Annotated in this window: 19 protein-coding genes; 14 read left to right on the forward strand and 5 right to left on the reverse strand. The window is 63.3% G+C overall.

Annotated features, from left to right (window positions below):
* The first annotated feature begins 48 nt into the window (after window positions 1-48).
* The gene (gene polA / locus ABX298_RS11080) at window positions 49-2,796 is read left to right on the forward strand and encodes a DNA polymerase I (protein WP_075046860.1); all 2,748 of its coding nucleotides are present in this window, start codon (window positions 49-51) and stop codon (window positions 2,794-2,796) included.
* 399 nt (window positions 2,797-3,195) lie between these two features.
* On the opposite strand, the gene yihA is transcribed toward polA, so the two are convergent.
* A complete protein-coding gene (gene yihA / locus ABX298_RS11085) occupies window positions 3,196-3,828 on the reverse strand; it encodes a ribosome biogenesis GTP-binding protein YihA/YsxC (RefSeq protein ID WP_085588940.1) in 633 nt (210 codons plus the stop codon).
* 201 nt (window positions 3,829-4,029) lie between these two features.
* Here yihA and ABX298_RS11090 point away from each other — a divergent pair, with 201 nt between their 5' ends.
* From ABX298_RS11090 to ABX298_RS11120, 7 genes are all read left to right on the forward strand, one after another.
* Window positions 4,030-4,332 (forward strand): cytochrome c5 family protein, encoded by a 303-nt coding sequence (locus ABX298_RS11090; protein ID WP_015268479.1) that lies wholly within the window; start codon window positions 4,030-4,032, stop codon window positions 4,330-4,332.
* 31 nt (window positions 4,333-4,363) lie between these two features.
* Window positions 4,364-4,981: a cytochrome c gene (locus ABX298_RS11095; RefSeq protein ID WP_003256951.1), complete on the forward strand. Its 618-nt coding sequence runs from the start codon at window positions 4,364-4,366 to the stop codon at window positions 4,979-4,981.
* Window positions 4,982-5,266: 285 nt separating this feature from the next.
* Window positions 5,267-5,899, forward strand: a complete 633-nt coding sequence (gene dsbA / locus ABX298_RS11100) for a thiol:disulfide interchange protein DsbA (RefSeq protein ID WP_025337225.1) — start codon at window positions 5,267-5,269, stop codon at window positions 5,897-5,899.
* A gap of 12 nt (window positions 5,900-5,911) precedes the next feature.
* Entirely contained in the window at window positions 5,912-6,766 is an 855-nt protein-coding gene (locus ABX298_RS11105) for an endonuclease/exonuclease/phosphatase family protein (RefSeq protein WP_025337226.1), read from the forward strand.
* A gap of 27 nt (window positions 6,767-6,793) precedes the next feature.
* Window positions 6,794-8,737, forward strand: a complete 1,944-nt coding sequence (locus tag ABX298_RS11110) for a diguanylate cyclase (RefSeq protein WP_367394387.1) — start codon at window positions 6,794-6,796, stop codon at window positions 8,735-8,737.
* Window positions 8,738-8,817: 80 nt separating this feature from the next.
* Window positions 8,818-9,606, forward strand: a complete 789-nt coding sequence (locus ABX298_RS11115) for an N-acetylmuramoyl-L-alanine amidase (RefSeq protein ID WP_025337228.1) — start codon at window positions 8,818-8,820, stop codon at window positions 9,604-9,606.
* A 320-nt stretch (window positions 9,607-9,926) separates the two neighbouring features.
* Complete coding sequence (locus ABX298_RS11120; RefSeq protein ID WP_084785317.1) at window positions 9,927-11,531, forward strand: EAL domain-containing protein; 1,605 nt, start codon at window positions 9,927-9,929, stop codon at window positions 11,529-11,531.
* Window positions 11,532-11,652: 121 nt separating this feature from the next.
* Here ABX298_RS11120 and ABX298_RS11125 read toward each other — a convergent pair whose 3' ends face one another.
* Together ABX298_RS11125 and algB are read right to left on the reverse strand one after the other, a co-directional pair.
* Entirely contained in the window at window positions 11,653-13,434 is a 1,782-nt protein-coding gene (locus ABX298_RS11125) for a KinB sensor domain-containing domain (RefSeq protein WP_367394388.1), read from the reverse strand.
* Window positions 13,431-14,777 carry a sigma-54-dependent response regulator transcription factor AlgB gene (gene algB, locus ABX298_RS11130; RefSeq protein ID WP_025337231.1) on the reverse strand — a complete coding sequence of 449 codons (1,347 nt, stop codon included), beginning with the start codon at window positions 14,775-14,777 and terminating at the stop codon, window positions 13,431-13,433. The genes ABX298_RS11125 and algB overlap by 4 nt, the downstream gene beginning before the upstream one ends.
* 213 nt (window positions 14,778-14,990) lie before the next feature.
* Between algB and ABX298_RS11135 the strand changes: the two genes are divergently transcribed.
* From ABX298_RS11135 to ABX298_RS11160, 6 genes are all read left to right on the forward strand, one after another.
* Window positions 14,991-15,812 (forward strand): BON domain-containing protein, encoded by an 822-nt coding sequence (locus tag ABX298_RS11135; RefSeq protein ID WP_025337232.1) that lies wholly within the window; start codon window positions 14,991-14,993, stop codon window positions 15,810-15,812.
* Window positions 15,813-15,986: 174 nt separating this feature from the next.
* The gene (locus ABX298_RS11140) at window positions 15,987-16,277 is read left to right on the forward strand and encodes a hypothetical protein (RefSeq protein WP_025337233.1); all 291 of its coding nucleotides are present in this window, start codon (window positions 15,987-15,989) and stop codon (window positions 16,275-16,277) included.
* A gap of 41 nt (window positions 16,278-16,318) precedes the next feature.
* Window positions 16,319-16,480, forward strand: a complete 162-nt coding sequence (locus tag ABX298_RS11145) for a DUF1328 domain-containing protein (protein WP_003252966.1) — start codon at window positions 16,319-16,321, stop codon at window positions 16,478-16,480.
* 2 nt (window positions 16,481-16,482) lie between these two features.
* Window positions 16,483-16,953 carry an inhibitor of vertebrate lysozyme family protein gene (locus ABX298_RS11150; protein WP_075046865.1) on the forward strand — a complete coding sequence of 157 codons (471 nt, stop codon included), beginning with the start codon at window positions 16,483-16,485 and terminating at the stop codon, window positions 16,951-16,953.
* A 746-nt stretch (window positions 16,954-17,699) separates the two neighbouring features.
* The gene (gene gltP / locus ABX298_RS11155) at window positions 17,700-19,028 is read left to right on the forward strand and encodes a glutamate/aspartate:proton symporter GltP (protein ID WP_025337235.1); all 1,329 of its coding nucleotides are present in this window, start codon (window positions 17,700-17,702) and stop codon (window positions 19,026-19,028) included.
* A gap of 236 nt (window positions 19,029-19,264) precedes the next feature.
* Window positions 19,265-20,494, forward strand: a complete 1,230-nt coding sequence (locus tag ABX298_RS11160; RefSeq protein ID WP_085619011.1) for a nucleoside recognition domain-containing protein — start codon at window positions 19,265-19,267, stop codon at window positions 20,492-20,494.
* Between the two features lie 142 nt (window positions 20,495-20,636).
* Here the strand turns inward: ABX298_RS11160 and ABX298_RS11165 are convergent, their stop codons facing one another.
* Both ABX298_RS11165 and ABX298_RS11170 read right to left on the reverse strand, forming a co-directional pair.
* On the reverse strand, window positions 20,637-21,254 hold the full coding sequence (locus tag ABX298_RS11165; RefSeq protein WP_317408941.1) for an ABC-type transport auxiliary lipoprotein family protein: 618 nt from the start codon (window positions 21,252-21,254) through the stop codon (window positions 20,637-20,639).
* Complete coding sequence (locus tag ABX298_RS11170; RefSeq protein WP_046616914.1) at window positions 21,251-22,189, reverse strand: MlaD family protein; 939 nt, start codon at window positions 22,187-22,189, stop codon at window positions 21,251-21,253. Before ABX298_RS11170 ends, ABX298_RS11165 begins: the two co-directional genes overlap by 4 nt.
* Window positions 22,190-22,191 lie beyond the last annotated feature (2 nt).

A 22,191-nucleotide genomic window follows, 5' to 3' on the forward strand; every position in this document is an offset into this window, starting at 1 on the left:
ATTCTGGCTATTCTAGCGCCGGACCCGTCGAAAAGGTTGATTCTGCTCATGAGCCAAGCGCCCCTCGTCCTGGTGGACGGTTCCTCCTACCTGTACCGCGCCTTCCACGCGCTGCCGCCGTTGACTACCTCCAAAGGCATGCCGACCGGCGCGGTGAAGGGGGTGCTGAACATGCTCAAGAGCCTGCGCAAGCAATACCCCGACAGCCTGTTCGCGGTAGTGTTCGACGCCAAGGGTGGCACCTTCCGCGATGCCATGTTCGCCGAATACAAGGCCAACCGCCCGAGCATGCCGGACGACCTGCGGGTGCAGATCGAGCCGCTGCACGCCAGCGTCAAGGCGCTGGGCTACCCACTGCTGTGTGTCGAGGGGGTCGAGGCCGACGACGTGATCGGCACCCTGGCGCGCAGCAGCGCCGCGCTGGGCCGCCCGGTGATCATCTCGACCGGTGACAAGGACATGGCGCAGCTGGTGGACGGGCACATTACCTTGGTCAACACCATGACCGGAAGCGTGCTGGACGTGGCTGGCGTGCACGAGAAATTTGGCGTCGGCCCGGAACATATCATCGACTTCCTGGCGCTGATGGGCGACAAGGTCGACAACATTCCCGGTGTGCCGGGCGTGGGCGAAAAAACTGCGGTGGGCCTGCTGACCGGTATCGGCGGCGGCCTCAGCGACCTGTACGCCAACCTGGACAAGGTCCCGACGCTGGCCATTCGCGGCGCCAAGACCCTGCCGGCCAAGCTGGAAGAGCACCGCGACGCGGCGTTCCTGTCTTATGAGCTGGCCACCATCAAGGTCGACGTGCCCCTGGATATCGAAGTAGATGCCCTGGTGTGCGGCGAGCCTGATCGCGACGCGTTGCTGGCGCTGTACACCGAGATGGAATTCAAGAGCTGGGTCGCCGAGGTGCAGCGTGACGCTGCCAAGGCCGGTGACGACATTGCGCCGATCGCGGAGCCGGTGGCCAAGACCGAGCCCAGGTACGAAACCATTCTCGACCAGGAACGTTTCGACTTCTGGCTGGAGAAGCTGCGTCAGGCGCCACTGTTCGCCTTCGACACCGAGACCACTGGCCTGGACGCACAGCAGGCGCAGCTTGTCGGCCTGTCGTTCGCCGTCGAGCCGCATGAAGCGGCCTATGTGCCGCTGGCCCACGACTATGAAGGCGCGCCGGCCCAGCTGGACCGCGCCGCCGTGCTGCTGGCGCTGAAGCCGCTGCTGGAAGACCCGGCCAAGGCCAAGGTCGGGCAGAACGCCAAGTACGACATCAACATCCTCGCCAATGGCTCGCCCGCCATCGAAATGCGCGGCGTTGCCTACGACACCATGCTCGAGTCGTACGTGCTGAACTCCACCGCCACCCGTCACGACATGGACAGCCTGGCGCTGAAGTACCTCGACCACACCACCATCGCCTTCGAGGACATCGCCGGCAAGGGCGCCAAGCAGCTGACCTTCAACCAGATCCACCTGGACAAGGCCGGCCCCTACGCTGCCGAAGACGCCGACATCACCCTGCGCCTGCACCAGGCGCTGCAGGCGCGCCTGGCGCAGACGCCGAGCGTGCAGCCGGTGCTGATGGACATCGAGATGCCGCTGGTGCCGGTGCTGGCCAAGATCGAGCGCCAGGGGGCGCTGGTCGATGCCGCGCTGCTGCAGGTGCAGAGCGGTGAACTGGGGGTGAAGATGGCCGAGCTGGAGCAGCGCGCCTATGAGCTGGCCGGTGAGGAGTTCAACCTCGGCTCGCCCAAGCAGCTGGGCGCGATCCTTTACGACAAGCTGGGCATGCCGGTGCTGAGCAAGACCACCAAGGGCCAGCCATCCACGGCAGAGGCGGTGCTCGACGAACTGGCCGAGCAAGGCTACCCGCTGCCGGAGGTACTGATGCAGTACCGCAGCCTGAGCAAGCTCAAGAGCACCTACACCGACAAGCTGCCGGGGCAGATCAACCCGCGCACCGGGCGTATCCACACCTCCTACCAGCAGGCGGTAGCGGCCACCGGCCGGCTGTCGTCCAGCGACCCGAACCTGCAGAACATCCCGATCCGTACTGCCGAAGGCCGGCGCATCCGTCAGGCCTTCGTCGCCAGCCCGGGCTACAAGCTGCTGGCGGCGGACTACTCGCAGATCGAGTTGCGCATCATGGCCCACCTAGCCAAGGACGAAGGCTTGCTGCATGCCTTCCGCAACGACCTGGACGTGCACCGCGCCACGGCGGCGGAAGTATTCGGCGTAGCCCTGGAAGACGTCACCACCGACCAGCGCCGCAGTGCCAAGGCTATCAACTTCGGCCTGATCTACGGCATGAGCGCCTTTGGCCTGGCCAAGCAGATCGGCGTCGACCGCAAGCAGTCGCAGGATTACATCGACCGCTACTTCGCCCGCTACCCGGGCGTGCTGGCCTACATGGAGCGCACCCGCGCCCAGGCGGCGGAGCAAGGCTTTGTCGAAACCCTGTTCGGCCGCCGCCTGTACCTGCCGGATATCAATGCCAAGAACCCGGCCCTGCGCAAAGGCGCCGAGCGCACGGCGATCAACGCCCCGATGCAGGGCACTGCGGCCGATATCATCAAGCGGGCCATGGTCAATGTGGATAACTGGCTGAGCGAGAGCGGGCTGGACGCCCGGGTGATCCTGCAGGTACACGACGAACTGGTGCTGGAAGTGCGCGAGGACCTGGTGGAGCAGGTGAAAGATGAAATTCGCCAGCACATGAGCAAGGCCGCGCAGCTGGATGTACCGCTGCTGGTCGAGGCAGGAATTGGTGCGAATTGGGACGAAGCTCACTGATCGGGCGGGGAAAGCTGTGTAGGATCCGTGATGTAGGGATGCGGATCCTGGCACCGCTCAGTGCCAGTGGTGCTGAGGCTTCATGAAACTATCGCAAATAGTTTTCAGGGCTTTGGAACTAAACCGGTGAAGCGGAACTCAGAGTAACTGAATGGCTGGTGAAGCCTTTCGATGCTCCTATGTTGTGTTAAGTGTTGGCAGATATCTGGACCCCGCCCTAGCGGTCCGGACTTGGACCCCGAACTTCCCCCTCCCCATACGAAGTCCGGGGTTTTTTTTGCCCGGAATTTGACTCGGCCGTGCTGGCCTCATCGCCGGCAAGCCAGCTCCCACAGGGGTATCACTGCCCTCAAGGCCTGTGCTGTACCTGTGGGAGCTGGCTTGCCGGCGATAGGGCCCTCAAGCAGCTGGCTTGTCTTCCAGCTCCATCCAGTCCGCCAGCACCCGGTACGCCTCTTCCACGCCCAGGCGCTTGGGCGCCGAGAACAGCTGGATGGTCACGCCGTCGCCCCAACCCTTGCGGATTTCCGACTGCACCTTGAGCAGAGTGTTCTTGCCCGCGCCGTGGGTCAGCTTGTCGGCCTTGGTCAGCAGGATGTGCATCGGCATGCTGCTGGCCTTGGCCCAGTCGAGCATCATCTTGTCGAAGTCGGTCATCGGGTGGCGCACGTCCATCATCAGGATCACGCCACGCAGGCACTCGCGGCTGCCCAGGTAGGCTTCCAGGTGTTTCTGCCAGTGCTGCTTGAGCGGAATCGGGACTTTTGCATAACCGTAGCCTGGCAGGTCGACCAAACGCCGTTCATCGTCCAGACTGAAGAAATTCAACAGCTGTGTGCGCCCGGGGGTTTTCGAGGTGCGCGCCAGGCTGGCATGAGTCAGGGTGTTGAGGGCGCTGGATTTGCCGGCGTTGGAGCGGCCGGCGAAAGCCACCTCGTAACCCTGGTCGTCCGGGCATTGTTCGACCTTGGCAGCGCTGAGGGCGAATTTGGCTTTCTGGCAGAGGCCGAGGATGGGGTTCTTGACTTGCATGGGATATCCGATGTGGGTGTTGCCTGACTCTATAGGCCCGAGCCTGGCAAGCGGTGTCGTTTCCGTTTGGATGGCGGAAGTATATAATGCCCCAGTTTTTGTGTGCTCATTCTCCCGGCGAAGGAGAACGGGCATGGGGTGTCGAACAATAGCTCGCGCAACAGAACGCAGCGCGGCCCCCAACCCTGAAGGTCGTTCCGCATGGCGAAATGGCTGCTTGCTGTCGGTATGTTCCTGCCGTTTTTCAGCGCACAGGCTACACAGGATCCCGAGGTGTTGTACAACCGCACGTGTGCGGCCTGTCACACCGGGCAGTTGCCACAGGCACCCAGGCAGGGTGACCGGGCAGCATGGGAGCCAAGGCTGGCGCAAGGCATGGATGTACTGGTGAAGCACGTGACCCAGGGTTTCAAGGCTATGCCGCCGCGTGGATTGTGCATGGACTGCAGTGCCGAGGACTACCGTTTGGTCATCCTTTGGATGAGTGGCAGTCCCGATACATAACATTTCACCCTTAGCCGTGTTGGATTAGCTGATGAACAAACTAGTCGTGAGTCTGCTGTTGACCCTGGGTGTCGCAGGTGCGGCCACTGCTGCGCAACCCGTCAAAGGCGATGCCGCCGCCGGCCAGGCCAAGACGGCCGTCTGTGGCGCCTGCCACAACCCCGACGGCAACAGCCTGGCACCGAACTTCCCGAAACTGGCCGGCCAAGGCCAGCGCTATCTCGAAAAACAATTGCACGATATCAAGTCGGGCAAGCGTACCGTGCTGGAGATGACCGGCATGCTGGCCGCATTCAGCGACCAGGACCTGGCCGATATCGCCGCCTACTTCTCCAGCCAGAAAGGCAGCGTGGGCGCGGCCGATCCCAAGCTGGTCGAACGTGGCCGGGCGCTGTTCAACGGCGGCGACCTGGAAAAAGGCATGCCTGCCTGCACCGGCTGCCACTCGCCGAACGGTGCGGGTATCGCCCTGGCCGGCTTCCCGCACCTGGGCGGGCAGCATGCACAGTACGTGACCAAGCAGCTCACCGACTTCCGCGAAGGCAACCGCACCAACGATGGCGATGCCATGACCATGCGCACCATCGCCGGCAAGCTGAGCAACCACGACATCGAGGCGCTGGCCAGTTACATCCAGGGCCTGCACTGAGGCCCTTCGGCCGCTTGTGATGGCCCTATCGCCGGCAAGCCAGCTCCCACAGATGCTGCATATGGCTTGAGGTCGATGCGCTCGAGGTGGGAGCCGGCTTGCCGGCGATAGGGCCATTACAGGCGGCGCATTAACCTTCAGTTAATGTTGTAGGCCAATGATGAAAGGGCGGCCGGACCGCCCTTTTTTCCGTCCGCAGCCGTTACACTACAGAACTCGGCCCCTTCCCGGCCTGTCTCAGTGCAGGTCGCGTCGTGGCGACCAATGACTGCCCAGGAGTAAAGCATGCGTAAACTGATTCTCAGCGCCGCGCTGGTCGCTGCCAGCGTATTCGGTATGACTGCCGTCCAGGCCGCCGAGCCTGTCGCCGGCAAGGAATACCTCGAGCTGAGCAACCCTGTTCCGGTTTCCGTGCCTGGCAAGATCGAAGTGGTCGAGCTGTTCTGGTACGGCTGCCCACACTGCTACCACTTCGAGCCGACCATCAACCCGTGGGTTGAAAAACTGCCCAAGGACGTCAACTTCAAGCGCGTACCAGCCATGTTCGGTGGCCCATGGGACGCCCACGGCCAGATGTTCCTGACCCTCGAAGCCATGGGCGTCGAGCAGAAGGTACACGCCGCGGTGTTCGATGCCATCCAGAACCAGAAAAAGCGCCTGACCGACCCGCAGGACATGGCCGACTTCCTCGCCACCCAGGGCGTGGACAAGGACAAGTTCCTCGCCACCTTCAATTCGTTCGCCATCAAGGGCCAGGTCAACCAGGCCAAGGAACTGGCGAAGAAATACGAGATCACCGGCGTACCGAGCATGGTGGTCAACGGCAAGTACCGCTTCGACCTGGGTACTGCCGGCGGGCCGGAAGGCGTACTGAACGTTGCCGACCAGCTGATCGCCAAGGAGCGCGCCGCTAAGTAAGCGGCGTAACCCATGCGCCGCTTCAGAACCGCGCGTGGCATTGGCCTGCACCAGCCGCAGGTCAACGAGCATCACCTGCAGGCCCCTGGCCTGCCCGAGGATGGTCGTCTGCGGCTGCTCAGTTTCAACATCCAGGTGGGTATCAGCACCGAGCGCTACCGGCATTACGTGACCCGCAGCTGGCAGCACCTGCTGCCGCACAACGGGCGTGCGGGCAACCTGCAGAAGATTGGCCAACTGCTGGGCGACTTCGACCTGGTGGCCTTGCAGGAGGCCGATGGCGGCAGCCTGCGCTCGGGCTATGTCAACCAGGTCGAGCACCTTGCCCACCTGGGTGCCTTCCCCTACTGGTACCAGCAACTCAACCGCAACCTTGGGCGTTTTGCCCAGCACAGCAATGGCGTGCTCAGCCGCCTGAAGCCACAACTGCTCGAGGATCACCCATTGCCCGGCCCGGCTGGGCGAGGTGCGATTCTGGTGCGCTTTGGCGAGGGCGAAGATGCGCTGATCGTGGTGATGATGCACCTGGCCCTCGGCGCCAAGACCCGCGCCTTGCAACTGGGTTACATCCGCGAGCTGATTGGCGGTTACCGCCACCAGGTGCTGATGGGCGACATGAATACCCATGCCACCGACCTGCTGGAGCACTCGCCGTTGCGCGACTTGGGCCTGATTGCCCCCCAAGTCGAGGCCACCTTCCCCAGCTGGCGTCCACAGCGTTGCCTGGACCACATTCTGCTCAGCCCAAGCCTCACGCTGGAGCGTGTCGAGGTGCTGGCGCAGCCAATTTCCGACCACCTTCCCGTTGCTGTCGAGATTCGATTGCCTGATGCATTGACTGTGGATACGCTGCCGGTCCTGAGCTAATTGCCATCACCGTTTGCGGACCTGGGCATGACTGAAGACGCTGAGCGCTGGAAAGAAAAATACCTGAAAAGCATCGAGCAGCAGGAAAAGCTCGAGCGCCGTTGGGACGCCCGTCTCGACCTGCTGCGTCGCGGCCTGGTACGCAGCACCCTGGCTGCCGAAGGCAGTGACAAGGTGGTGGACCAGTGCATGAAGGAAATGCGCGAGGTTATCCGCAGCGACAACATGGACGCTGGCCTTGCCGGGCTGATTCCGCGTCTTGAGAAGGCGGTGCTGGACTCCGAACAGCGCCGGGAAGCTCGCATGAATCAGGTCAGCGATGCGCTGACCGCGCTGGTCGACCAACTGCAAGGCCTGCCATTGCCGAACGATGTGTCGCGGCCGTTGAAAAAGCTGGCGAAGAAGCTCGACGGTGGCGTGGCCCAGTCACGCGACCTGCCACCGTTGCTGGGCGAGTTGAGCGGCTTGCAGGGCCGCGCGCTGTCAGCCCTGGGCAAGTCGGGGGAGGAGGCCCGACCCGGCTTCTTGCAGCGCTTGTTCGGCAGCCGCGAGGATCACGCGCAAGGCGAGCCAGCGCTTGTGCCGCTGACGCTGCCGGTTGCCGACGCGCAGCCCTTGGCAGCACCGGCCAACGTCGGTGCTCCGCAGCCCGACGACGTGGACGCGCTGCAGCCGCTGCCAGCCTCATCAGCATCTGTTGTCGAGGCGCCCGTAGTGCCAGAGCCCGCGCTGGAGACACCTGGCCCGGCGCTGATCGAAACGGCCGAACTGTCACCAGCCCCGCTGCCGCAGCCGCTACCGGACGAAGTGCCGGCACCGGAAACTGTCGCCAGCGAGCCTCCGGCTGAAGCAGGACCGGCGCAAACACTCGAAGAAACCTTCGGCGAAGACGGCCCCTATGCCCTGCCCTACGCGGTGGAGCCGCCCTACAGCCAGGTTGCCGAGCACATCGAGCACACCCTGATCGGCCTGCTCGATGACCTCAGCCTGCCGGAGCGACACAAGGCCCAGGCGCTCGAGATGCGTGAACGGGTCGCCCGCGGCTTGAATTGGTATGAGCTGATCCCAGTGCTGGATGACCTGGCTGTGCTCATGCTGGCGATCACCGACAGCGGTCAGCACGAGTTCGAAACCTACCTGCAGCAGCTCAACGAACGCCTGGAAGGTTTCCAGAGCCACCTGCACGAGGCCAGCGCCGGTCACGCCGACAACAGCTCGGCTGCCCGCGAGCTGGATACCCAGCTGCGTGAGCACGTCGACGGGCTGCAGAGCAGTGTGCAAGGTGCCGCCGACGTCGACAGCCTCAAGCACATCCTGGAAAACCGCCTGGAAGGCCTGTTGGTGACCATGGACGAGCACAAGCATGAGCGTGATCGCCGCGAGCAGGAGCTGGCTGGGCGCCTGCAAGGGCTGTCGGAGCGGGTGGCGAACATGGAGCAGGAGGCGCTCGGCTACCGCGAGCACTTGGAAGAGCAGCGCCAGAAGGCCTTGCTCGACCCCCTCACCGGTTTGCCCAACCGTGCGGCCTGGAGCGAGCGGGTCGAGCGCGAAATGCTCGAATGGCAGGCACACGGCGGCCATCTGGCGATGGCGATCCTCGACCTGGACCATTTCAAGCGTATCAACGACAGCTATGGGCACCTGGCCGGGGACAAGGTACTGAAGATTGTCGCCGACCAGTTGCGCAAGCGCCTGCGCAGCGGTGACTTCATCGCCCGCTTCGGCGGCGAGGAGTTTGTCCTGTTGCTGCCGCAGACCTCGCCGGCCGCCGCTGCCCAGATAGCCGAGGTGCTACGGGCCACGGTCGAGGCGTGCCCGTTCCACTTCAAGGGCGAACGGGTGGTGATCACCACTTCCATCGGCCTGGGTGCATTCCGTTCCGGCGAGCGCGGCGACCAGGTGCTCAAGCGCGCCGATGCGGCGCTGTACCGGGCCAAGGAGTCGGGGCGCAACCGCGTCGAGCAGGCATAGCCGGCAGCCGCTGACTCGCGGCAAGCACGGCCCTTGGGGAGCACGTTATACTGTAGCGCTCATACGCTGAGGCTACTGACGTGCTTTCCACGCTTAAAAAAACCCTGATTTCCTTCCTGCTGTTGTCTGTCGCCGGTTGCTCGACAGGCCTGCGCATCGACCGTAGCCACCCTTCGGTCAACCAGGACAACCGCATCCAGTTCGTAGTCTTGCATTACACCAATGCTTCGCTGGAGCGTTCCCTGGCGTTGCTGACCCATGGCGAAGTCAGCAGCCACTACCTGATTGGCGACGGCCCGGCGACGGTGTATCAGCTAGTGGATGAGAACCGCCGCGCCTGGCATGCCGGTGATAGCCAGTGGCAGGGGCGGACCTGGCTGAACTCCTCGTCCATCGGTATCGAAATCGTCAACCCGGGCTTCACCGACACGCCGAATGGCCGGGTCTGGCACCCTTACAGCGAAGCGCAGGTCCAGTCGCTGATCGCGCTGCTCAAGGACATCGTCAAACGCAACAACATCGAGCCACGACACATCATTGGCCACAGCGATATCGCGCCGCTGCGCAAGCTTGACCCGGGGCCGCTGTTCCCGTGGAAGCGCCTGGCCGACGCCGGATTGGGTGTCTGGCCGGATGCAAATGCCGTGGCACGGCAGCAAGCCTATTTCAGCGTCAACCCGCCGAGCGTTGGCTGGTATCAGCAGGAGCTGGCGCGGTTTGGCTATGCGATCGAGCAGACCGGGGTACTGGATGTTGCCACCCGCCATGTGATCGCCGCGTTCCAGATGCGTTTCCGCCCGCAGCGCTTCGATGGCATGCCGGATGCGCAGACGGCGGCGATGCTGCAGGTGCTCAACCGGATGCGTTGAGCCGCCAGCGAGGCTCTGTGGGAGATTGCCCAGCCCTTTGGGCTGCGCTGTCGCACAGATAACTGAATTCGCAAGCGATCCTCGTACCCTGTGGGAGCGGCTTTAGCCGCGAAGAATCCAACGCGGTGCCAGCCACCGCGTTTGCTTCTTCGCGGGCACGCCCGCTCCCACAGAGTCCGTGTAGCGCCTGCAAATCGAGTTCTCTGCGCGACAGCGCAGCCTTGGGAGATGGCCATCTCTCAACAAGCAAACGAAGCGCCAAACGGCGAGGTGATTCCTGATTCAGTTGCTATACCTTAGTTATCAACTGGATGCCCTCGATGTCAGCCTTCATCGCCTTGATGCGCCAAATTTTTTACCGTCCCTGGATGCTGGCCACATTGGCAGCACTGGCCAGCGCGGCACTGTTGCTCTCTGCCAGCATCGGCATTGCCCTGCAACAGATGAAGCAAAGCGAGAGCGCACAGATGAATGCCCAGGGCGAGCGCTTTCTCGAGCGCCTCGAGCAGGTGTTCGGCCAGTTGCGCGAAGGGGTCGACCTGCTGCAGGCGCAGCCCTTGCGCGGCTGCAGCCCGGCGATGCTGACGGCATTGCAGCAGGTAGGCCTGAGTTCACGCTTCATTTATGAAGCGGCATACGTGGATGGGGATATCGCCTGTTCGAACCGCGGTGATGAGCGGGCGTTCGAACCCTTGCGGGTCCCCGACATCCAGGGGCCGACCTACAGCTACTGGCTGAACACAACGACCGAGCCGAACGAAAACCTGGCCGCGTTGATGCTGGGGAGGGGCAAGTTCGTGGTATCCACCTCTCGTGGACACCTGACCGATGTGGTTGACCTGCCCCCCGGGGGCAGCCTTGTGGTGGTGCTGGACAACGGTACCCGGGCCATCCCCGTACTGGGCCCACCGCAGGTATGGCCGCCGCCCTCGGCCTGGTCGACCAGCCACAAGTCGCTGCTCGAGCTCAGCGACCGCCTGATCTACCGCATGCCGACCAAGTCACCGGACTACCAGCTGGTGCTGATTGCCCCGCGGGCGAGCCTGCCGTTGAGGATGAACGGCATGCTCTGGCTCTTGTTCCCCGGCAGTGTGCTGGCAGCCTGCTGCATCGGCTGGCTGGTGCTGCAACTCATCCTGCAGCGGCGGTCGATGAGCTCGGAGTTGCAGAATGCCTTGCGCCGCGGCGAACTGCAGGTGCTCTACCAGCCGATCTTCGAGCTCGACAGCCGGCGCTGTGTCGGGGCCGAGGCCCTGGTGCGCTGGCGTCGCCCGGACGGCACTCTGACCAGCCCGGACCTGTTCATCCCGTTGGCGGAAAACACCGGGCAGATTCGCCAGATCACCGACTTTGTCCTGCAGCGTGTGCTGGAACAGTTAGGGCAACTGCTGCGCTCGCACCCCAACTTGTACATTTCGGTGAACCTGGCAGCTTGCGATGTGATGGTGCCGCGAATTGGCCGGGTGGCGGCGCGTTTGCTCGCCTTGCACCGGGTGGCGGCCAGCCAGATTGCCTTCGAAGTGACCGAGCGCGGCCTGATCGACGTGGTGGTGGCGCGCGACAATCTGCAGGCGTTGCGTGCAGTAGGGCATCAGGTGCTGATCGACGACTTTGGTACGGGTTATTGCAGCCTGGCCTACCTGCAGACCCTGCCGGTGGACTGCCTGAAGATCGACAAGGCCTTTATCGATGCCCTTGGGCATGACGCCGCCAGCAGCGGTGTTGCCCCGCATATCATCCGCATGGCCCACGACCTGCACCTGCGGGTGATTGCCGAAGGCATCGAGTGTGAAGACCAGGCTGTGCTGCTGAACAGCGAAGGGGTCAATTATGGCCAGGGCTGGCTGTTTGCCCGGCCACTGAATGCCCGGCAGTTTGCCGAGCTGGTGACCCGCGGACGGCTGCCGCGGCGGGTTGAGCACTGAGTGATCCTGCACCGGCCTCATCGCCGGCAAGCCAGCTCCCACAGGTATTGCAATGGCCTCAGGTGCGGTGCGATCCCTGTGGGAGCTGGCTTGCCGGCGATGGGGCCAGGACAGGCAACATTCAGACCGGCAGTGCCATGTAGAACTGGGTCCCCTGCCCCGGTCGGGAAAACACGCCCATGCGCCCGCCATGCAGTTGCACGATCTCTTTGCACAACGCCAGCCCCAGCCCCGCGCCGCCTTTCTTGCGCCCTACCTGCACGAAGGGCTCGAAGATGCGCCCCTGTTGCCCATACGCAATGCCCTCTCCGTTGTCCTCGACACTGATGATCACCCGCTCCGCATGCCGTCGTGCATGCAAGCGGATACGCCCGCCGCTGGCGGTATGGCGGATGGCGTTGTGCAACAGGTTGTCCAGCACCCGGTCGAGTTGGGAGACGTCGGCCTGGATACGCGGTAGCGGCGGCTCCAGCTCCGTGATCAGCTCGATCTGCTTGTTCACCGCCGGCTCGGCAAAGCGCTGTTGTGCACGCTCCAGCAATTCGTCGATGGCGCAGGGAGCCAGCTCGAGCTTCTGCATCCCGCTCTGGTAGCGGCTGAAGTTGAGCAGATCGTTGATCAACTGGGTCAGGCGCTGCATTTCCTCGCCGATGGTTTCCAGCAGGTCATGTTCGCGCGCCTCGGGCGGAAACTTGAGCCGCTCGCGCAACAGGCCGAAGGCCATGTGCATGCCGGTCACCGGGGTGCGCAGCTCGTGGGAAGCACGCAGCACGAATTCGCTGCGCACGCGTTCGAAGGCTCGCTGCTCGGTTACATCGTGCAGCACCATCACCGCGCCCAGGATCGGCCCTTGCGGGTGGCTGACCGGAGTCAGGCTGTAGGCGAGCAGGCGCGTTTCGTCATCGACCTCCATGTTCAGGTCGTCCGGCTGGCGGTCGAGGTTGCCGCCGCGCAGTACCTGGCGTAGCTGCTGCTCCAGCTCCGGGCGCTGCAGGGCTTCGGCCAGGCTGCTGCCCACGCGGCTATCGGTCCAGCCCAGCTGGCGTTGCGCCACCGGGTTGAGGTGCTCCAGCCGGCCTTGCCGGTCGATGATCAGCAGGCCATCGTCAATGCTGTCCAGTACCGCCTGCAAGCGTTGCTGGCCGGCCAGCAGTTCATCGACGTTGGTGGCCTGGTGCTTGCGCAAGGCATCGGCCATCAGGCCGAAGCGGCGGGTCAGCTGGTTAAGTTCGGTGGCCTGGGTGACCGGCAGGGTTACGTCGAAATTACCCTTGCCGAGTTGGTCGGCCGCTATGGCCAAGGCTTCGATCGGCTGGCCGAAGCGCCGGGCAATGTTGTGCGCGGTGATGAAGCCCAGCACCAGCACCACCAAGCCCATCAGGCCAAGTACGCCGCTGACCAGCAAGGCGTGGTCGCGGGTGTGCTCCTCGCTGCGGGTGATGTGCTCCAAGGCCTGCTTGTGGGAATCGATCAGGTCGGTGCGGACCTGGTTGAACGCGGCCCCCAGTGGTTGTTCAACCCCCATGCTGCGCGAAGGCGCCGGGCTGTCGCGGTAGGCCTGGAGAAAAGCCTGGTAATTGCTGCTGGCCTTGCTGAAGCCGGTGCGCTCGCCACCTTGGTCCAGCCCTTGGTTGAGCAGGGCCTGGAAGTTGTCCTGCAGTAGCCGCAGGTTTTCCGGGGCGGTCTGGTCATCGAGGATCAGGGTCAACTGTTCGCCAAGGTTCTGGCGCAACTTCAGCCCAATTTCCAGGGCGTGGGTGGTATCGCGCACCAGTCGCTGTTGCACCGTGGCCATCTGCAGCACGCTGACCAGGCCCAGCAGCAGCCCGAGCAGGGCCACGGTGACAAGCGCCGAAATGCTGAGGAAAAGCCGCGTGCGCAGCTTCATGGGCGGCCACCTCATAGGTTGTACTGCTTGCGCTTGCGGTACAGGGTGGAGGCATCGATCCCCAGGGTCTTGGCGGCTTGGTCCAGGGTGTCGCTTGCGGCCAGCACCGCACCGATGTGGGCGCGTTCCAGCTCATCCAGGCTCAGCGCGGCGCCAACCCGCGGGGCATTGCCTGCGGGCTGCTCGCCCATGCCCAGGTGGCTGATTTCCACGCGTTCCTGCGGGCAGATGATGCTGGCCCGCTCCACCACGTTGCGCAATTCGCGAATGTTGCCGGGCCAGCGGTAGTTGAGCAGGGCCGTACGGGCTTCGTCACTGAAGCCGCGGGCAGGCCGGGAGTATTCCTTGACGAAGCGGGCGAGAAAGCGGTCGGCCAGGGTCAGGATGTCTTCACTGCGCTCGCGCAGGGGCGGCAGGTGCAGGGTGATGACGTTCAGGCGATACAGCAGGTCTTCGCGGAAGCGGCTTTCACGCACCATCTCTTCGAGGTTGAGGTTGGTGGCGGCGAGAATCCGCACATCGGCGCGACGGGTGACCGGGTCGCCGACGCGCTCGTATTCCTTGTCCTGGATGAAGCGCAGCAGTTTGGGCTGCAAGGTCAGTGGGAAATCGCCGATCTCGTCGAGGAACAGCGTGCCCCCATCAGCCTGGTTGACTCGCCCCAGGGTGCTTTCGCTGGCGCCGGTGAAGGCGCCGCGGGTGTGACCGAACAACTCGCTTTCCATCAGCTCGGCGTTCAGTGACGGGCAGTTGATGGTCACGCAGGATTTGCGCGCGCGCTTGCTCCAGCCGTGGATGGCCCGGGCCAGCTCACCTTTACCTGTGCCCGACTCGCCAAGGATGAGGATGTTGGCGTCGGTGGTAGCGACCTGGCGGGCGGTTTCCAGTACCGCCATCATGGCCGGGCTGTGCGAGTCGAGGCCGTCCTTGGGTTTGCGCACTTCACCTTCCAGGGCCTCCAGGCGCGCGGAAAGCTGGCGCACTTCCAACTGCTTGGAGGTAGCCAGGCGCAGCTGGTCGGGGCTGCACGGTTTGACCAGGTAATCGGCGGCGCCTGCCTGGATCGCGTCTACCGCCGTATCGATCGCCGAGTGTGCGGTGACGATCACCACCCGCATCCAGGGGGCCTGGATACGCATCTGCGCCAGCACATCGAGGCCGTTGTCCTCGCCCAGGCGCAAATCGAGGAAGCACAGGTCGAATACCTGGCGCTGCAGCAGGGCTTCGGCCTGAGCAGCGCTGTTGGCCGTCGCCACGCTATAGCCCTCGTCCTCCAGGCAGTAGCGGAAGGTGCGCAGGATCGCGGACTCGTCATCCACCAGCAGAATGCGGCCTTGGTTGTCCTGGGCTGACTCCATGTGCTGCGCTCCTTTAGGAAAGATCTTCATTTAGTGTGGGAAAAATCGGGCAAGTTGCATGGTCCATTGTGAAGGAACCTGTCCTTTGCATGCTAGCCAATGGCCAATCAACGCCTGGAAGGCCGCGATATCCCGATGATTTCCTTAGAGGTCCGCGGTGGCACATTGGTTGCGAGGATTTTTAGCTTTTGCTCTACAAAAGGAGGCACCGCCATGTCCTTTTCCATTCGCACCGCCGTGTTGGCAACCACCCTGCTGCCGATGTTCACCCCGGCATTCGCCGGCCCGGTGCAGGACGCCCGCCTGGAGGGGGCCCTGCAAACTGCCCTGTCGCTGAACCGCATGCTCGACCCGTTCCGTATCCAGGTCGAGGTGGACGGCAAGCAGGCGCGGCTTTCCGGTGAGGTGGAGAACGACGTCGAGCGCCAGCTGGCCGAGCATGTGGCGCTGGCTACCCGTGGCATCGAGCAAGTCGACAACCAGCTGCGGGTCAATGCCCAGCTGGTGGAGCGCCCGCTGGCGCTGCGTGCCTATGCCCAGCGCCTGGAGGATGCCACCCTGGCCGCGGTGATCCGTGCGCGGCTGTTATGGAGCCGCACCACCGAGAAGGCGCCTATAGATGTACAGAGCAGCGAAGGTGTGGTGACCCTGCGTGGCAAGGTCGACAGTGCCGAGGCCAAGGAGCTGGCCGGCGTGGTGGCGCGTACCACCGAGGGTGTGCACCTGGTCAACAACCTGGTCAGCCTCGATAGCGCCGCCATGGCCAAGGCCCGGGAAACCCCGGTGGGGACGCCGACTGGGCCGCAACCGAGCGACAGCTGGATCATCGACAAGATCCAGAACAGCTACCGCTTCAGCCGTAACCTCGATGGCCTGAACCTGAAAGTGGCCAGCGAGGAGGGTTTGGTGCGGCTTTCGGGCGAGGTGGTCAGCAGCGAGCAGAAAACCATTGCCGTGGAAATCGCCCGGCAGATCATCGGCGTGCGCGGGGTGGATGCCGACCTGCTCAAGGTGGCGACCAAGGTCGAGGGCTGATCGTGCAATTCGCACGACGGCCCGGGCGGCATCGTGCAGGATACGTCCTTGCCGGTTTTGCAGGATTCACATAACTATATGATTTAAATGAAGTTTATTTGATTCGTAAGGCTGGCATGCAGGCTGCAATTACCTGTTCAGGTTTGAACAAGAATTACAGCAGGAGGAGCCGGCATGACCCGCCAATCCGTCAACCGCTTGCAGAGCGCTGCACTGCCCCTGAGCCAGGTGCTTTCACTCGGCCTGGCGCTGTTGCTGACCTTGGCCGCTGGCCTCTTCTATTACAGCTGGCAGACCGCGCGCCTGACCGAGCAAGTGGCGGCGCAGACCGCCCTGTTGACGCAGATTCAGGCAACCCGTGCCAATACCTTGGTCAAGGCCGCCGACCCGCTTCCAACTGGCCAGGCCACCGCGTCACCGGCCACCCTGGAAAGGGTCGTACCCCAGGACCGTTGGGTGTTCTGACCGCTGGCCGTAACGATTTCAAAAAAGAAAGGAGAACCACCATGCTGAGTTGGGCTATCACTTTCCTCATCATCGCCATTGTCGCCGCCGTACTGGGCTTCGGTGGTATCGCGGGCGCTGCCACCGGTATCGCGAAGATTCTGTTCATTGTCTTCCTGGTGCTGTTCGTAGCCTCCTTCTTCTTTGGACGTGGACGAGGTTGAAGATGGGCAGGAAGCGTTGGACATCCCTGGCTGCCGCCCTGTTACTGGGCGGCAGTGCGGCGGCGATGGCGGCCAATGACGGCCAGGTCCGGGTCGACCAGCTGCTCGGCTCGGACCCGGAGTACCGGGAAACCTGGCAGGACACGATTGAAGGCGAGGAACGTCTGCCTGATTGGGTGGTCAATCTGACCGGCAGTGCCCAGCAGCAGATGTCTGCCGTTACCGAAGACGGCGACAAGTACTTGGTCGGCCCATTGTGCGAACGCCAGGACAACTGCACCTACAAGCGCCTGATCGTGGCGTTCAGCTGGGACAAGGACGATGCCTACGGGATGCTCGTGGAGGTACCCGAAGGTTTGCCGAGCGACAAGTCGCCCACCCGTCACGCGCAGTACCGCTGGCTGGGTAAGCCGGACGAAGGCATGAAGGCGATGCTGCAGGAGCAGCTCAAGCGTGACCCGAACTGGTACTGAGCATTTGCACCCGGTACGGAGGAAAGGTCATGCACTGTCACGAAATAGAAGCTGAACCTTTCTATATTTTCAGCCTTCTATGATGCGCCGCCCCGAGGAGGGGCTGCACATGACCAAGGGGCCGGGCTGTTCTGATTGTTGCAGGATCGGAGTGGCCTAGGGGTACAGGGAGTGCCTCCAGCAATGGGCCGGGTCAGGAAAGGCGGAATCGGAAGTTTCAGGTCGGCGATGCCATAGGGGCATCTGACCAGACCTGACTTCCGAGGAGCCATGTAGGAAACGTCTCTTCCCTGCGCGATTTTCTCTTCGAGACACATTTTGTCTCGACCGTACATCAATTTTTTTTCGATCAACCTGGCGCTTGTTCAAGTGGCATTTCGGCCATTCGGATTGTCGAACAGGCCATCGCCCCTATCCTTTTTACCCTGCCAAATCTGCCTAAATATGGCGGTTTGGTCTTGTTCGGGATTCCGAACGTTGTAAATCAAGCACTTGCGAACCTCCCGTTTTGGTCAAAAATGTTATGCATAAACGGCATGGGGTATGCGCTTCCGGCATTAGATTTCCCCCTTTGCCATCGCAATAGTTGCCGCCTTTTTCGCCGGCCCGAGCGCCCTGTCGCTCGCCTGCGGTGTCCTTACATGAAGTCGCCGGACGGAAGCATCTGCTGCTCGTGACCTAGCCAACGGCTCTGTTACGCGCGTTTCCGTTGGGTGCCCATGACCACTAGAACAAAGGGTAAAGACATGAAGAAGGCAAAACTGAGCCTCGCCTGGCAGATCGTCATCGGTCTGGTCCTGGGTGTTGCAATCGGCGCGCTACTGAATCATTTCAGTGCAGAAAAGGCATGGTGGATCAGCAACGTCCTCCAGCCCGCTGGTGACATCTTCATTCGCCTGATCAAGATGATCGTCGTCCCGATCGTGATTTCGTCGCTGATCGTGGGTATCGCCGGGGTTGGCGACGCGAAGAAACTGGGCAGCATCGGCCTGAAGACCATCATCTACTTCGAAGTGGTGACCACCATCGCCATCGTCGTGGGCCTGGTGTTGGCCAACCTGTTCCACCCGGGCGCCGGCATCGACATGAGCACCCTGGGTACCGTGGACATCTCCAAGTACCAGGCTACCGCGGCCGAAGTGCAGCATGAGCACGCGTTCATCGAAACCCTGCTGAACCTGATCCCGTCGAACATCTTCGCAGCGCTGATGCGTGGCGAAATGCTGCCGATCATCTTCTTCTCGGTAATGTTCGGCCTGGGCCTGTCGAGCCTGCAGGCAGAGCTGCGCGACCCGCTGGTGCGTACCTTCCAGGCGGTTTCCGAGACCATGTTCAAGGTCACCCACATGATCATGAACTACGCCCCTATCGGCGTGTTCGCCCTGATCGCCGTGACCGTCGCCAACTTCGGTTTCAGCTCGCTGCTGCCGCTGGCCAAGCTGGTGCTGCTGGTGTACTTCGCCATCGCCTTCTTCGCCTTCATGGTGCTGGGCCTGGTTGCCCGCCTGTTCGGTTTCTCGGTAATCAAGATCATGCGCATCATGAAAGATGAGCTGATCCTCGCCTACTCCACCTCCAGCTCGGAGACCGTGCTGCCGCGCGTGATCGAGAAGATGGAGAAGTACGGTGCACCGAAGTCGATTTGCTCGTTCGTGGTACCGACCGGCTACTCGTTCAACCTCGACGGCTCGACCCTGTACCAGAGCATCGCGGCCATCTTCATTGCCCAGCTGTACGGTATCGACCTGTCCTGGAGCCAGCAGCTGCTGCTGGTGCTGACCCTGATGGTCACTTCCAAGGGTATCGCTGGCGTACCGGGTGTTTCCTTCGTGGTGCTGCTGGCCACCCTGGGCAGCGTGGGCATCCCGCTGGAAGGCCTGGCCTTCATCGCCGGTGTCGACCGCATCATGGACATGGCCCGTACCGCCTTGAACGTTGTGGGTAACGCCCTGGCAGCCCTGGTCATCGCTCGCTGGGAGGGTATGTACGACGCCGCCAAGGGCGAGAAGTACTACGCCTCGCTGATGGCCGGCAAGCAGGAAGCGGCCATGGTTGGCGAAGCTGCCAAGCGCTGAGCCTGATGAGCTGAACAAGAAGCCCCGACCTGTCGGGGCTTTTTGTTGCCTGTGAGATCTTGGGGCCGCTTTGCGGCCCTATCGCGACGCAAGGCCGCTCCCACAATGGCCGGCGTACACCGACCTCTGTGGGAGCGGCCTTGTGTCGCGATACGAGGGCGCAGCCCTCGCCTGCGGTCTCCAGCCTTACGCCCCGATACGCTATCATTCGGGCATTTTTCAGGGGGAACACACGGATGCTCAACGGCCTTTGGCTTGGCTTTTTCCTGGTGGCGGCAGTGTCCGCCCTGGCCCAATGGCTGGTAGGCGGCAACGCCGGCATCTTCGCGGCGATGGTCGAGAGCATCTTTGCCATGGCCAAGCTGTCGGTCGAGGTGATGGTGCTGCTGTTCGGCACGCTGACCCTGTGGCTGGGCTTTCTCAAGATCGCCGAGAAGGCTGGCATCGTCGAGTGGCTGGCCAAGGTGCTCGGCCCGCTGTTTGCCCGGCTGATGCCGGAAGTTCCGCCCGGCCACCCGGCCCTGGGCCTGATCACCATGAACTTCGCCGCCAACGGCCTGGGCCTGGACAACGCCGCCACGCCGATCGGCCTGAAGGCCATGCGCGCACTGCAGGAGCTGAACCCCAGCAGCACCACGGCGAGCAACGCGCAGATCCTGTTCCTGGTGCTCAACGCCTCGTCGCTGACGCTGCTGCCGGTGACCATCTTCATGTACCGGGCCCAGCAAGGCGCGGCGGACCCGACCATGGTGTTCCTGCCCATCCTGCTGGCCACCAGCGTCTCGACCCTGGTCGGCCTGCTGTCGGTGGCGGTGATGCAGCGCCTGCGCCTGTGGGACCCGGTAGTGCTCGCCTACCTGATCCCCGGTGCATTGCTGCTGGGCGGCTTCATGGCCTTTCTCGGCACCCTCTCGGCGGCCGCGCTGGCGAGCCTGTCGTCGATCCTGGGCAACCTCACGTTGTTTGGCGTGATCATCCTGTTCCTGGTGATCGGCGCCTTGAAGCGGGTGAAGGTGTATGAAGCCTTTGTCGAAGGCGCCAAGGAAGGCTTCGATGTGGCCAAGGGCCTGTTGCCTTACCTGGTGGCGATGCTGGTGGCGGTGGGTGTATTGCGGGCCTCAGGCGCCCTGGAGCTGGCTTTGGACGGTATTCGCCATGCGGTGACCTGGCTGGGCCTGGACACCCGCTTCGTCGAAGGCCTGCCCACGGCACTGGTCAAGCCGTTCTCCGGCAGTGCGGCGCGGGCGATGCTGATCGAGACCATGCAGACCCACGGTGTGGACAGCTTCCCGGCGCTGGTGGCGGCGACGATTCAGGGGAGTACCGAAACCACCTTCTACGTGCTGGCGGTGTACTTTGGTGCGGTGGGTATCCAGCGCGTGCGCCATGCCGTCGGTTGCGCATTGCTGGCGGAGTTGTCCGGTGTGATCGCGGCGATCTTCGTCTGCTACTGGTTCTTCGCCTGACGCAGACCGTTGTGGGAGCGGCCTTGCGTCGCGAAAGGGCCGCACAGCGGCCCCAGGATTTCGGCGCTCATGCAAGAATGCCCGGGGCCGCTTCGCGGCCCTTTCGCGACACAAGGCCGCTCCCACAAAAAGCAGGCAGGGTTCAGTGAGCAGGAACGCTGGCTGCTTGCGCAATGGTCCAACTCACCACCTGCCCGGTCAGCTGGTCGCAGGCCTTCCCGAAGCCGGCAACCACCGCTGACACCTGCTTGTCGGCCAGCGGCTGGCGGATTTCGAAGCGTTTGCTGGCCAGAATGCGCTGGCTGCGGCCCTGAACCAGACGTGCGTCATAGCGGATCACTACCTCCACCGCCCCGCCCTCGCGGTATTCGGCCTGGAACGCCTGCAGCTCGCCAGCCAGCTCGTAGTCGGCCTGCAGGTTGCTGTCGTCGGCGCTAAGGCGCTGTACCTGGCCGTCACGCTGGAAACCGTCGAGCAGGCGGTTGCGCAGCAGCACCGGTACTGCGTCGCTCCAGCGCGCGCCTTTGTAGCTGCTGACCACATCGCCCTGGGGAATCACGGCAATCCGTGGCCCGGCCAGCACTTCGCTGGCCAGCGGCTTGTTCAGGCGCAATGACCAGTCCAGCGCCGTCGCCGTCCGGCCGGGCTGGTTCACCGGCAGACGGTACAGGTCGACGGGCTCGCTCTGCGGCAGGATCGAGCAGGCACTGGCCAGGCTCAGTGCGGCCGCCAGGGCCAGCAGGCGCAGCGACGGTTTCATGGTTGGAACTCCTTGTTGTTGTCGCGGCCGAGCAGGTAGCCGCTAGGGTCGGCCTCCAGTTGCCGGGAAATGCCTTTGAGTGCGTTGAGGGTTTCGCGCAGCTCGCGAATCGCCGGGGTCAGCTGGTTCAGGCCCTGGGCACCGTCGCCGATGGCTTCGCGGTTGTCCTCGAGCAGGCGGTTGATGGTGGCGGTGCTCTCGGCCAGTGACTGCATGGCCTGCTCGGCGCTGCCGATTGCCTGCTTGCCTTCGCTGCCCAGCAGGCCGTTGGCATTGCGCATCAGTGCCTGGGTTTCGGCCAGGGTGGCGCTGGCCTGCTTGCCCACCTGCACCAGTTGTTCGATGGCCTGGGTGATGCTGCCGTGCTGGCCAGCGAAGGCGCCGGTGGTCTTGTCGAGGTTGGACAGGGTGTTGCTGAGGTGGCCGATGTTGTCCTCGGAAAACATCTGGTTGGCGTTGTGCAGCAGCAGGTTGATGTTGGTCACCAGGTCGCTGCTGTCATTGAGCAGGCGCGAGATTGGCGAGGGCGATGCGATGATCACCGGCAGCTTGCCGTCCTTGCCTTTCAGCTCGGGGCTTTGCGGGGTGCCCCCGCTGAGCTGGATGAACGAGTTGCCGGTCACGCCGGCCAGGGTCAGCTTGGCCTGGGTGTCTTCCTTAACCGGGGTGTCAGCGCTCAGGCGCACCCGTGCCAGTACCCGGCGCGGGTCTTTCGGGTCCAGGCGCAGGGTGGACACGTCGCCTACCTTGATGCCGTTGTACTGCACCGGGCTGCCGCGGGACAGGCCGGAGACGGCTTCGTTGAACACCACTTCGTAGTCCTTGAAGGCGTCGTCGACACTGGACTTGGCCAGCCACAGGCCGAACAGCATGGCACCGGCCACCACCAGGACGGTGACCAGGCCGATAAGAACGTGATGGGCTCGGGTTTCCATTG

This window comes from Pseudomonas sp. X4 (genome assembly GCF_040784925.1).
GTDB lineage: Bacteria > Pseudomonadota > Gammaproteobacteria > Pseudomonadales > Pseudomonadaceae > Aquipseudomonas > Aquipseudomonas putida_Z.